At 47.5% G+C, this 13,941-nt stretch carries 5 protein-coding genes; all 5 read left to right on the forward strand.

Annotation, left to right across the window (positions count from 1 at the left end):
• The first annotated feature begins 126 nt into the window (after nucleotides 1-126).
• Nucleotides 127-1,545: a Fe-S cluster assembly protein SufB gene (sufB, locus tag AC3ARB_RS01185; protein WP_488320766.1), complete on the forward strand. Its 1,419-nt coding sequence runs from the start codon at nucleotides 127-129 to the stop codon at nucleotides 1,543-1,545.
• A 581-nt stretch (nucleotides 1,546-2,126) separates the two neighbouring features.
• A complete protein-coding gene (locus AC3ARB_RS01190; protein ID WP_488320767.1) occupies nucleotides 2,127-2,348 on the forward strand; it encodes a hypothetical protein in 222 nt (73 codons plus the stop codon).
• Between the two features lie 717 nt (nucleotides 2,349-3,065).
• On the forward strand, nucleotides 3,066-12,074 hold the full coding sequence (locus AC3ARB_RS01195) for a mucin-binding protein (protein ID WP_488320768.1): 9,009 nt from the start codon (nucleotides 3,066-3,068) through the stop codon (nucleotides 12,072-12,074).
• 71 nt (nucleotides 12,075-12,145) lie between these two features.
• The gene (gene rlmB / locus AC3ARB_RS01200) at nucleotides 12,146-12,874 is read left to right on the forward strand and encodes a 23S rRNA (guanosine(2251)-2'-O)-methyltransferase RlmB (protein WP_488320769.1); all 729 of its coding nucleotides are present in this window, start codon (nucleotides 12,146-12,148) and stop codon (nucleotides 12,872-12,874) included.
• Nucleotides 12,875-12,955: 81 nt separating this feature from the next.
• Complete coding sequence (locus AC3ARB_RS01205; RefSeq protein ID WP_488320770.1) at nucleotides 12,956-13,849, forward strand: DUF7916 family protein; 894 nt, start codon at nucleotides 12,956-12,958, stop codon at nucleotides 13,847-13,849.
• The last annotated feature ends 92 nt before the right edge of the window (nucleotides 13,850-13,941 follow it).

A 13,941-nucleotide genomic window follows, 5' to 3' on the forward strand; every position in this document is an offset into this window, starting at 1 on the left:
GGTCAGAGCCTGCCCAGCTCATTTCTGCCTGGCTTGGCCTGAACAAGCTTGTCTCCTCGGGTATTTCCCCATCTTTTATTTAGCGATTGACGGGCCAGCTTAGGGCTTGCCCCAGAAAGGACACTTATGTCAGAAACAACTGAAATTGTAACCCCTAAGCCCATCGACCTGGGCGAGTACAAATTTGGCTTCCATGATGATGTGGACCCGATTTTCTCAACCGGTAAGGGCCTCAACGAGCAGGTCATCCGTGAGCTGTCGGCTGCTAAAAATGAGCCTGAGTGGATGCTGGACTTCCGTCTCAAGGCCTTTGAAGCCTTCCAGAAAATGCCCATGCAGACCTGGGGGCCAGACCTGTCGGACATTGATTTTGATGAGATTATCTATTACCAAAAGCCGTCTGACAAGCCAGCCCGGTCTTGGGACGATGTGCCTGAGAAAATCAAGGAAACCTTTGAACGGATCGGGATTCCCCAGGCTGAGCGGGCCTATCTGGCTGGTGCTTCAGCCCAGTACGAGTCCGAGGTGGTTTACCACAACATGAAGGAAGAGTTTGAGAAGCTGGGCATCATTTTCACGGACACCGATTCGGCCCTGCGAGACTACCCAGACCTTTTCAAGCAGTATTTCGCCAAATTGGTGCCGCCGACCGATAACAAGTTGGCCGCCCTCAACTCGGCCGTTTGGTCAGGTGGCACCTTCATCTACGTTCCCAAGGGGGTCAAGTGTGACATTCCCCTGCAGACCTACTTCCGCATCAACAACCAGAACACCGGTCAGTTTGAGCGGACCCTCATCATCGTTGACGAGGGGGCCAGCGTCCACTACGTCGAGGGCTGTACCGCGCCGACCTACTCCAGCAACAGCCTCCACGCGGCTATCGTGGAAATTTTCTCTCTGGAAGGGGCCTATGTTCGCTACACGACCATTCAGAACTGGTCGGACAACGTCTATAACCTGGTGACCAAGCGGGCCCGAGCCCTCAAAAACGCCACCGTCGAGTGGATTGACGGCAACCTGGGGGCCAAAACCACCATGAAGTACCCGTCGGTTTACCTGGACGGCGAGGGGGCTCGCGGGACCATGTTGTCCATCGCCTTTGCCAATACCGGGCAGAACCAAGACGCAGGCGCCAAGATGATTCACAACGCTCCTCATACCAGCTCTTCCATTGTCTCCAAGTCCATTGCCAAAGGCGGCGGTGCGGTTAACTACCGAGGTCAGGTCACCTTCGCCAAAAATTCACGTAAGTCAGTCAGCCACATCGAGTGCGACACCATTATCATGGATGATTTATCCAGTTCCGACACCATTCCCTTCAATGAAATCCACAACTCCCAGGTGGCCCTGGAACACGAAGCCAAGGTGTCCAAGATTTCCGAGGAGCAACTCTACTACCTCATGAGCCGTGGCCTGTCCGAACAAGAAGCCACCGAGATGATTGTCATGGGCTTTGTCGAACCCTTCACCAAAGAACTCCCAATGGAATACGCTGTTGAGTTGAACAGACTGATTGCTTATGAGATGGAGGGGTCAGTTGGCTAGAATCGTTAGCAGTTCCATAGCTAAAAGACTATGGAACGCAACGATTCGCCAACTGAGCGTATGGTTAATAAAGAAAACCGCTAGGTTTTCTACTGCTGAGGTTGATTATCATGGGTAGACTAGAAACATCCCAACACTCGTCAAAGACGGTGCAACTGTTTTTCAGTTGTTGTCATTCTGCTAACTGAAGTGGCGGATGAAGAAAGCCGTCAGGCTTTCTACTTCTTTACATGATTTTTTAGGAAATCGGGATACTCCAACACTCGTCAGTGAACGGTAACTTGATTTTTAGTTGATACCATTCTGCCAACTGAGCGTATGGTTAATAAAGAAAACCGCTAGGTTTTCTACTGCTGAGGTTGATTAACGTAGATAGACTAGAAACATCCCAACACTCGTCAAAGACGGTGCAACTGTTTTTCAGTTGTTGTCATTCTGCCAACTGAAGTGGCGGATGAAGAAAGCCGTCAGGCTTTCCACTTCTTTACATGATTTTTTAGGAAATCGGGATACTCCAACACTCGTCAGTGACAGGGAACTTGATTTTCAGTTGATACCCTTCTCCCGACAGAAGTAACGGGATGAAGAAAAGCGGTAACTTTCTACTCACTCAAGCCGTAATCTTAGATAAAACCATGGCTATGCCACATCCTCTAATCTCATCAGAGAAGGTCAAAAAAGCCCCTTGGTCTCGCACACCAAGGGGCTTTGGTTTTGGTAACAAGATGCTACGCAATTCTTTCACCTATGATTATCCCATGTTGGGTCAGGTTTGTCAAGGAATAGGCGGTTCCTTTCAGTAATAGCCTGACGCTCAGGTTGATTTGCGCTATAATAGACTGACTGTCGTGCCTTTTCGACTAGTCTATCGGAAAGGAGGTAACTAGTCATGCTTGTAATTCTTCAAGAGCTCTTGCTCAACATTGTGGCAGAAGTGATAGCAGGCTTAGTCCTTTATCTCATCTGCAAATGGTTAGATGATGAGCCGTAAGCGACAGCTAGCCTAACCCCTTAATCTCATCAGAGAAGGTCAAAAAAGCCCCTTGGTCTCGCACACCAGGGGGCTTTGGTTTTGGTGAAGCACTGCCTCGAGTTCTTCTATCTCCGATTACCCCATGTTGGGTTTGTTAAGGAAAAAGCGGCGGTCAACTGGCAAAGGGCAAATCCTTTCAGAGCCTAAGCATAATCTTTAACGCTCTAATCAGTTTTGATACTAGATTGTGAAAAATTTATGAAAGTTTTGAAAACAGATGAAAGAAGTCCAGCTGATTTATTTGATATTTATAATAAATCGCCAAGGCAAATAACTCTGGGAAACAACTTAGAAACCGCTTTCCTCGGGGGGGGTATGGATTATAACAACAATCTTAAAAACTTCTTAATAATCCTTGAAAAACACGTCAAATTACTTGCTTTTATACGAAAAGTAGTGATATAATACTACGGTATACAGACCTTGGGGGAATGAATTGTTTCCTCGAAGAATGTAGAATGAAACGATTTTCAAAAGGAGAACAAATTTGGAAAACAAAACTAACTTGCGTCGTTCAGTTAGACCAGAGCGTCGTGAACGCTTTTCCATCCGTAAATTTAATGTCGGTGTTGCTTCGGTAGCAGTAGCGGCATTCTTCATGGCGGGTGGTTCGAGCGTGGCGGCAACTGAGCTTTCAGGAACAGGCACGACAGAGGCGACAACAGTAGCAGGTGGTGAAACCACTGGCGAAACTAGCCCAGAAGCTACCGATGCAGCTGAGGAAGCTGAACCAGCTCCTGCGGTTGAAGTCGCACCAGCAGCACCACAAGCAGAGGAAGCTAAGGCTGAGGAAGCTCCAGTAGCAGAAGTTGCACCAGAAGCACCAAAAGCTGAAGAGGCTCCAAAAACTGAGGAAACTCCATCAGCAGAGGTCAAAGCTGAGGAAACTCCAAAAGCTGATGCACAACCAGCTGAACCAGTTACACCAACAATTACGACTCGTGTTGCAACCGAGGAAGCGCCAGTAGTTGCTGCTCCTGTACGGACCGCTGCAACAACCTACCGTGTGCAATACATTGACGCTGAAACCGGTGAACAAGTCAAACAAGAGAACCGTTCTGTTAACCAAGAGACAACGAACGCTAAAGACGAGCCTGTAACCTTCAAGGTTGACATCAAGTTGGATGCCCCAACAGGCTACAAGGCTGAAACAGCTAGCAACAACGCTGGCACTGAATTTGCCATCGTCAACAACGCTATCGCTGCTGCCATCGTTGAGGGCAACACAGCAAGCCGTACCATCAAGGTGTTTGTGCGTAAAGACGCAGCTGCTGCCAGCAACAACAATACTGAGGGCAGAACAGATTTCCGTGGAAAAACGGAACAAGCAGATTTCCGTCCTGTTTCTGTCTTAGTGTCTAACCAAGATGGTTCATCAGAAACTAAGACCATTGAAGTTAAAGGTTTAATCAGCGTTCCAGACAACCAGCATAACCCAGACGCGACGTTTGGTTATGAAATCAAACTGCCAAACGATACTTTCCGAGCAGGTGATAAACTCGTTCTGACCTTTACTGAACTTGGTCCGATGAACACCTTGACGTCCAGTCCTGTTAAGGAATTGGTTTCCGATGAAGGGATTGTCTTTGGTACCTTGGTAGCCAATGCGTCAACGCAGAACTATACCAACTTGGATGGTCGTCCATCCTACTTCTCTCAACGTAACGACGCGTTGACACCAGTTGAAAAGCTGGATCAGGACATCAAAGCTCGCGGTTATTCGGTTAGCCATACTTATATCTTCAACGAAAACGTTGAAGCCCTGCAAGAGGTTTACTTCGGTCAGCGGATGCAAGGCTCAGTGCTTTACCCTCGTGTAGAGGTTGCTAAGAACGTTGAAGCCAACATCACGGTCAATGACCAAGTGATTGTTGACGCCCCTTATACCATTGCAGGAGACCCTCGTCCAAATGGTGAGACAGGACCATCTATTATCAACTCAACGGGTGACGTTGCGGTAAAAGCCATCAAGGGCTCGACCGAGCAAGAAATCATTGGATATAACTCCATTTGGAACTTCTGGACCCGTGGTCAACAGTATGAGCCAGGAACGGTCTTAACCATCAACCTGAATGACACCGAACTCTCTAGATTCCAGTCTCTGATTGCCGACGGTGCAGAGTACCCACTCTTCAAACCACGTGCAGCTGGTGGTTCTGAGCAGAGCGTTGCCCTTGTTAATGAACACGACGTTATCCTCTTCGGTCAGCGGACAGCACCAACTTTCCGAGTTAAAGAGGTTCAAGACAACAAGCTGTCTATTGAACTCGTTGAAGGCAGCATGTTGCCAGGTTATAACTACCAGTTCCACATGGGAGACGAGAGTGGTGTTAACCGTGTGTTTACAGATCATACACTTGATTATATCCGGGTTAATGGTAACAACGCCGTTCTTGAGAACTTGGATGGCACCTTGACCGTTACGACGCCAGAAGGCGACGAGGTTGTTGACGGTAACATCCGTGCAGCCAAAGCGGTTGTCAACTGGACGATTCGTTCAGACCAGCCACTTTCTGGTGGTATTCGTAGAGGAGCTGAAGGTAACGTTATCTTGCGTTATGTTGATGCTGATACAGCAGGTACAGCGACCAATCACCTTTTGACAGCGACTCCGATTATCAATACCATTGAAAAAGAGCGCCTCTTGCGTGATAAGTATGCGACAGCCAGACCGACCAAGGATTTGACCGAAGCTAACGCAGCGACTGAAGCGGACAAGAAGACAACAACTAATGTCACCACAGCAGCTAATGGTGTGCCGACAACAACTGTTACAGCACCTTACTTGATTAAAGACGCTGACGGCAACTACTACATCTTCAAAGAGTACACAACAGACGGCAAGTATAGCATCGATAATGCTAAGCGGGAAGGAACCATTTCCCTCAAGCAGGCCAACATCGTTGCAGCCTATAACAAGGCTCGTTTCTCTGATGTTGTCGTTAACTACTACAAAGAAGGTACTGAAACACGTCTGAAAGCTCAAGACACAACAACTTATGACAAGACACCGAAACTGACCAACCTTGTTGGTGAAGCTTACGATGTCACATCTATTGTTGCCCCTCCAGAATTGACAGACGAGAACGGCTTGGTTTATGAGTTGAAAACAACACCTCAAGCGGCTGGTGCAACAGGTACTTTGGAAGCGACAACCAAACAAGTTAACTACTACTACGCTCCTAAGGCTGGTGGCCCAGTAACCGTTAAGTATGTTGCTGAAGTTGGTTCAAACAACACCAAAGAAACCATCAAAGCTGATGAAATCGTTCGAGCTCAAGGCACCCAAGTTGGTACAGACTATGTGGTATCAGATGCCTTGAAACCAGCTTTAATTGCTCAAGCTGGGATTGACTTCCTTAAGGTTCGTACTGAGGCTGGTTCAGCACCAGAAGCAGGTGATGTTACTGCTAACGAGCAAGTCATTACCTACGTTTACAAACCAATCCAAAACGCAATCATCAACTTTGTTGAGGTGGCTTCTAAAGAGCCAAACGCTGCGGTTGTTAAAAATCTTGACCAACCTCTGACTTCTGAGACCCAACCTAAAGACGCTAAGCGTTTGGCTGGCGAAACCATCACCTTGTCAACAGCAAACCGTATTGCAACTTACCTTGCTCAAGGTTACGAATTGGTTTCTGATGAATTCACCGAAGGTGGTGCCAAGGTTTATGACAATGTCAAAGAAAACCCGGGGACAGCTAGCCAGGTTTACACGGTTAAACTGACACCTAAGAAGGTCGTTATCGACCCAGAAAAACCAGAAAACCCACCAGTTCCAGCAGGTGTGACTCTGGAGGCCCAGACTGATACCGTTACCCGTAACATCACTTACACCTACAAGGATGGTAATAAGGCTGGTCAAGAAGCAGCACCTAAACAAACTGAAACCGTTGAGTTCACTCGTGTGGCAACCATTAACGCTGTCACTAAGGAAGTGACCTACACGGACTGGAAGGTTAAAGGCTCTGATAACCAGCCAACGAAGTTACTGTCACAGGTAACATCACCAGATCGCACTAGCGAGTTCTACGATGCTGAACGCACAGCGGTTCCAGCAGTTACCGTTCGTGCCCTTGAAAACAATACGCCTAACCGCATCATCGACGAAAAAGTTGAATACTTAGCTCAAAAAGGTGGTGCTGTTAAAGTAGCATACGAAACTGACTTGGGTGAAAAACTCAAAGGTGGTGCGACAACTGAGGTTAAACCAGCAGGTACACAAGTTGGTGAAACCTACAACACCACTGTACCAGCAACCAAGTTGCCGACGATTAGTGAATTTGGCATCGACTTCCTTTTGACAGGTGTTAAAGAGAATTCAGCACCTGAAAACGGTTCTGTTGCTAAGGACGAGCAGGTCATTACCTACATTTACAAGGCCATCCAAGCAGCCAACGTTCGCTTTGTTGAAGTGGATAAAGCTGGTACAGAAGTTAAAGAGCTGGACAAACTGACCACTGAAGAGCAAGCAAAAGATGACAAACGTCTGCCTGGTCAACCAATTACCTTTGACCGTCCAGTTGCAGAAGTGATTGCCGACTTGGTTAAGCAAGGTTATGAAGTGGTAGCCAATGATGTTCCAGGCACACCGACTTACGATAACACCAAGGATAACAAAGGCAACCCAAGTCAAGCCTTTACTGTTAAAGTAACACCACGGATTATCCAAACACCAAACCCACAGGATCCTGAGATTCCAGCTGGCGTTAAGGTTGATGCCTTGACCGAAGAAGTTTCTCGGACCATTATGTACAAGTTTGATAACGCAGAAGGTCCAGAGGCTGCACCAACTAAGGTCCAAGAACCAGTGACATTCACTCGTGAAGTGATCATCAACTTGGTTGAAGCCCTGAAAAACCCAGCTAACTACACACCAACCTACACCGACTGGTCAGCAGACCAAACCCTGCCAGCCGTAACCTCACCAACAGCTGCTGACAAAGCAGACTTGGCAGGCTACACCGCTGACAAACCAGTTGTTGACGCTCAGACGGTTAAAGCAACGGATGAGGACCCAACCGTTACGGTTGTTTACACTAAAGACCCTCAAAAAGCAACTATTACCTTCAAGACTGACGCGACTGCTAAAGAGCCTAACAAGGACCTTGGTTCAATCGTTAAAGAAGGTAAGTCAGGTGAGCCAATCACAACTGATGAGTACAAGGCTAAATTGGCTGAGCTTGAAAAAGCTGGTTACGAAGTAAACCCACCATTTGAAGATGACTTCAAGGGTGATAAGAACTTCGATAACGTTAAAGATGAAAACGGTGAACCAACTCAGAAATACACTGTTGTTGTGAAAGAGCGTGTGGTTCCTGTGACTAAGGACAATACCCCAGGTACAAAAGTTGATCCTGAGAACCCTAACTCACCAGTTTACCCAACACCATCTGAAGAGATTGTGACTGAGAAAACTGTTACTCGTACTATTACTTACACTTACTTGACACCAGAAGGTGAGCCTGTTACTGAACCAGTTGTTCAAACAGTAACCTTCACTCGTCCTGCGACCGTGAACTTGGTGACAGGCAAGGTTGAGTTTGGTGCTTGGTCTGAAGACCAGAAATTTGCTCCTGTAACCTCACCAACAGTTGCTGACAAACCAGAATTGGCTGGCTACACCGCTGACAAACCAGTTGTGGCAGAAGTGCCAGTTAAGGCAACAGATGAGAACAGCCGTGTTCAAGTTGTTTACACTAAAGACGATCAGAAAGCTGTAACAAGTTTCACTTACCAAGATAAAGACGGTAAGGATAAAGTTGTCGAAGGTAACACACCGATTGAGGAACTTGGTAAGACAGGTGAGCCATTGACTAAGGCTGCTGATGTCGCAGAGAAAATCAAAGCGGCTGAAAAAGCTGGTTATGAACTCGTTAGCAACACTTACCCAGAAAACGGCAAGTTCGATAACGTTACAGACGAAAACGGTGAACCAACTCAGAAATACACTGTTGTTGTGAAAGAGCGTGTGGTTCCTGTGACTAAGGATAATACCCCAGGTACACCAGTTGATCCAACTGATCCTAACTCACCAGTTTACCCAACACCATCTGAAGAGATTGTGACGGAGAAAACTGTTACTCGTACCATCACTTACACTTACTTGACACCAGAAGGTGAGCCTGTTACTGAACCAGTTGTTCAAACAGTAACCTTCACTCGTCCTGCGACCGTGAACTTGGTGACAGGCAAGGTTGAGTTTGGTGCTTGGTCTGAAGACCAGAAATTTGCACCTGTAACCTCACCAACAGTTGCTGACAAACCAGAATTGGCTGGCTACACCGCTGACAAACCAGTTGTGGCAGAAGTGCCAGTTAAGGCAACAGATGAGAACAGCCGTGTTCAAGTTGTTTACACTAAAGACGATCAGAAAGCTGTAACAAGTTTCACTTACCAAGATAAAGACGGTAAGGATAAAGTTGTCGAAGGTAACACACCGATTGAGGAACTTGGTAAGACAGGTGAGCCATTGACTAAGGCTACTGATGTCGCAGAGAAAATCAAAGCGGCTGAGAAAGCTGGTTATGAACTCGTTAGCAACACTTACCCAGAAAACGGCAAGTTCGATAACGTTACAGACGAAAACGGTGAACCAACTCAGAAATACACTGTTGTTGTGAAAGAGCGTGTGGTTCCTGTGACTAAGGATAATACCCCAGGTACACCAGTTGATCCAACTGATCCTAACTCACCAGTTTACCCAACACCATCTGAAGAGATTTTGACGGAGAAAACTGTTACTCGTACCATCACTTACACTTACTTGACACCAACTGGTGAAACAGCCTCAGCGACCGTTGAGCAACCAGTAACCTTCACGCGTCCTGCGACCGTGAACTTGGTAACAGGTAAGGTTGAGTTCGGTACTTGGTCAGAAGACAAACTCGTTCCAGAGGTTAAGTCACCAATCATCCAAGGCTTCTTGGCTGACCGTGCGACTGTTGGTGAAGCAACTATCAGCAACACAACAGAAAGCTACACTGAGAACGTTGTTTACAAACCACTTGGTCAATACGTTGTTAAAGTTCCAGGTCAAGATCAGCCAACAACTGAAACTTACCCGAACAACCCAACAGACCCAACTAAACCAGGTGAACCAAAAACTGTTGTACCATTTGTACCAGGCTTCACACCAGTTGACGGAAGCAACAATCCATTGAAACCAGTTAATCCAGCTGATCCAACTGAGGGCTATGTGGTTCCAGCTATCCCAGCTGACCCAAGTGTTGATACCCCAATCGTTTACGTTCAAGACGGTCAAACAGCGACTATCGTCTTCAAGTCTGATGAGACGGCTAAAGAGCCTAACAAGGAACTTGGTACAGTTAACGAAACAGGTAAGTCTGGTGAGAAAATCTCAGCTGATGCTTACAAGGCGAAATTGGTTGAGCTTGAAAAAGCTGGTTACGATGTGAAAACTCCTGCTAAGGATGAATTTGCAGGTGACAAGAACTTTGATAACGATAAAGACACTCCACAAACCTTTGAAGTTGTCTTGAAAGAGATTGTAATTGAAGTTCCTAAGGACGCTGTTCCAGGTCAACCAGTTGATTCAAACAACCCTAACTCACCAGTATGGCCATCAACTGTTGAAGGCTTGGTGAAAGAAGAGATGGTTACTCGTACCATTAAGTACATTGATGGTGAGGGTAAAGAAGTTTCTACTACTGTAACTGAGACCTTGAGCTTCACTCGCCCTGCAACAGTTAACTTGGTAACAGGTGAGGTGGTTTACGGTGCTTGGACAAGTGCAGATGACAAGTTTGACGCTGTTAAGTCACCAGTTATCCCAGGTTACTTGACTTCAGTTTCAGAAGTTCCAAGTGCAACTGCTAAGGCAACAGATAAGGATTCGGAAGTTCTTGTGGTTTACCGTCCGCTTGGTAGCTACATCATCAATGTTCCAGGAAAAACTCCAATCACTGATGTTTATCCGAACAACCCAACTGATCCAACTAAGCCAGGCACACCAACAACTGTTGTACCATTTGTACCAGGATTTACTCCTGTTGATGGTAAGAACCAACCGTTGAAACCAGTTGATCCAACTGACCCAACTAAGGGTTACGAAGTGCCAGCACTTCCAACTGACCCAAGTGTTGATACCCCAATCACTTACCTGTCAAATCCGCAAGTGGCTACTATCGCTTACGTTGACGATAAAGGCACTGAGCTTGTAAAAGATGAGGTGTTGGGTAAAGCAGGTGATAAGATTGCTTATACAACTGCAGATCGTATCAAGGAATTGCACGCTAAGGGTTATGAAGTTGTAACTGACAACTTTGATCAAGCAGCAATCTATGATAACATTGACGGCAACGTTCAAGAATTTAAGGTTGTTGTAACTCCTCGTATTATTCCAGTAACGGAAACAGCTGTTCCAGGTCAACCAGTTGATTCAACTGACCCTAACAGCCCAGTATGGCCAGCAGGTGTTGACACACTTGAAACCGTTAAAGACATCACTCGTACCATCACTTACGTCAACGACATGGGTGAAACTGTCTCAGCAACTGTGACTGAGAAAGTAACCTTTACTCGTGATGCAAAAGTGAACTTGGTAACTGGTGAAATCATGTACGGTGAGTGGACATCAGCGGACAACATGTTCGATACTGTTAAGTCTCCAGTTATCCCAGGCTACTTGGCAGATACGGCTTCGGTTCCAGGTTCAACTGCGACGCCAACTGACGGAAATTCTTCTGTTGTTGTGACTTACAAACCAATTGGTAAGTACATCATCAACGTTCCAGGTAAAGATCCAATCAACGAGGTTTACCCGAACAACCCAGAAGACCCAACTAAGCCAGGCAACCCAACAACTGTTGCACCACATGTACCAGGCTTCACACCAGTTGATGGCAACGGTCAACCATTGAAACCAGTTGATCCAACCGATCCAACTAAGGGTTATGTGGTACCAGCTATCCCAACTGATCCAAGTGTTGATACCCCAATCACCTACCTTCCAGTTCCAAGTGTTCCAAGCACTCCAGTGCCGACAACACCTGAAACCAAGGAAAAACACCAAGTGATTGTTCGTTACCACGATACTAACGGTAACGTGATTAAAGCTGAAGTTGTGGATACTGAGACAACCATGACTGGTCTGCCATACGACACCACTGATAACCGCCCTGCGGAAATCGTGAAAGATGGCGTTCGCTACGTCCTCGTTCCTGAATTGACCCAAGGTCAAGAAGAGGGTATGGTAACAGCAGGCGTGACTTATGTGACTTACGTTTACAAGGCTGTTGTGGAAACACCAGCTAAGCCTGAAATGCCAATGACTCCTGCTAAACCAGCTCCAGCACCGATGGCTCCTGTTCAACCAGCAGCCCCTGCTCAAGCAGCTGCTAAAGCACCAGTCGCTCAGGCAATGCCAATGCTCCCAGAAACAGGTGATGATAACTCCGTAGCAGCTCTTGCTGGTACAGTTCTCCTTGCCTCTGCAATGGGTATGGCAGCAACACGTCGTCGTAAAGAAGACTAAGCCTAGCCTAAGGCAAAAAAACCTAGACTTGTTCTAGGTTTTTTTGTGCCCTGCCATGCTATAATAGACTTATGGAAACAAATGATATGGTTTATGGCGTTCACGCCGTTATGGAAAGTTTACAGGCCAATACAGGCAACAAGCTCTACCTTCAAGACGACCTCCGAGGGAAGAATGTGGACAAGGTCAAGATCTTAGCGGCCGAGAAAAAGGTGTCGATTTCTTGGACCCCCAAAAAGACCCTCAACGAGATGACGGATGGCGCGGTCCACCAAGGCTTTGTCCTGCGGGTATCGGAGTTCGCCTATGCGGACTTGTCGGTGATTTTGGCCAAGGCAGAGCAGGCAGATAATCCCCTTATTCTCATCCTTGATGGGCTGACAGACCCGCATAACTTTGGGTCTATCCTGCGGACGGCTGACGCCATGGGTGTGGTTGGGGTTATCATTCCCAAACACCGGGCGGTTGGGGTCACGCCCGTGGTGGCTAAGACCTCGACAGGGGCGGTGGAGCATGTGCCCATTGCCCGTGTGACCAACCTCAGCCAGACCCTGGACAAGCTCAAGGAGGCGGGCTTCTGGATTTTTGGCACGGATATGGACGGCACCCCAGCCAAAGGCTGGAACACGGCTGGCAAGTTGGCCCTCATTATCGGCAACGAAGGCAAGGGGATTTCGGCCAACATCAAAAAGCAGGTTGACGAGATGGTGACCATTCCCATGACGGGACATGTGCAGAGCCTCAACGCCAGTGTGGCGGCAGCCATTCTTATCTATGAAGTGGCTAGGAAGAATCTTTGATGAAGAGCGGATGATAAAAGAGCGTTTTCAAACGCTCTTTTTTTCGGTATAATAGAAGAACAAGAAGAAAGGAAGAGTGACATGAAGCGTTTAATTTCTGCCTATGCCAGTGAGGTGAGTAAGATGGGGAAAGCTGATCTTAAGCAGGCCATCTTGGCCAGCGAGGGTCGCACCATTCTGGGGGAAACGGTTGTGACGGCTGCTCCCCTGATTGAAGGGGTCAGCAATGCGGAGATGATGGCTAGTTTTGGCTGTGACCTCCTAGTGCTTAATGAATTTGATGTCTTTGTCAAGGCTATTAAGGGGTTTTACCCCTGTGACAATCCCATCGCTGAGATTAAGAAACTGACGGGGCGTCCAGTTGGTATCAATTTAGAACCCGTTGATCCGACTGAAAAGGTGCTGGATGAGCAAGTGCACCTGCCTGCTGGTCGTTTGGTCAGTCCAGAGAGCCTGCGAGCTGCTCAGGAGTTGGGGGTAGATTTTATCCTGCTGACGGGAAATCCATCAACTGGGGTCTCCTTATCGGCTATCCAATCGGCTATCGGTCTGGCTCTTGAGCATTTTGATGGCCTGGTTTTTGCTGGCAAGATGCACGGGGCTGGTCTCGGTGAGCCTGTGGTTAATCCAGATGCTCTTAGGGCCTTTGTCCAGCTGGGAGCTGATGGTGTTCTGGTGCCTGCTGTTGGAACTGTTCCTGGAGTTCGTGAGGAAGGTTTGGCCCCAATCGTGGCGGAACTCAAGGCCCAGGGAGCTTTGGTCATGTCAACCATCGGCACTAGCCAGGAGAGTGCGGACCCTCAGACCATTCGAGAGTTTGGCCTGAGCAATAAGCGGGTGGGTAGTGACATTCACCACATCGGTGATGGAGGCTACGGTCGTATGCCTGATCCTGAGAACATCATGGCCCTGAGTTTGGCCGTTCGGGGCAAACGCCACACCTATTTCCGTATGGGGCAATCCCCTCTGAGATAGGCCCAGTAGGTCAGAGGGATTCTTATAAAAACGTTTCCCTTTTTACCCGTCTTGTGATAAAATAGTAGGGATAAAAAGTAAAGAAGGTGGTT

The organism is Streptococcus sp. ZY171113, assembly GCF_057748235.1.

What these genes read in the sequence shown, in the direction of transcription:
- sufB (WP_488320766.1), top strand. Translation starts at nt 127, where the DNA reads ATGTCAGAAACAACTGAAATTGTAACCCCTAAGCCCATCGACCTGGGC.
- AC3ARB_RS01190 (WP_488320767.1), top strand. Translation starts at nt 2,127, where the DNA reads ATGAAGAAAAGCGGTAACTTTCTACTCACTCAAGCCGTAATCTTAGAT.
- AC3ARB_RS01205 (WP_488320770.1), top strand. Translation starts at nt 12,956, where the DNA reads ATGAAGCGTTTAATTTCTGCCTATGCCAGTGAGGTGAGTAAGATGGGG.
- rlmB (WP_488320769.1), top strand. Translation starts at nt 12,146, where the DNA reads ATGGAAACAAATGATATGGTTTATGGCGTTCACGCCGTTATGGAAAGT.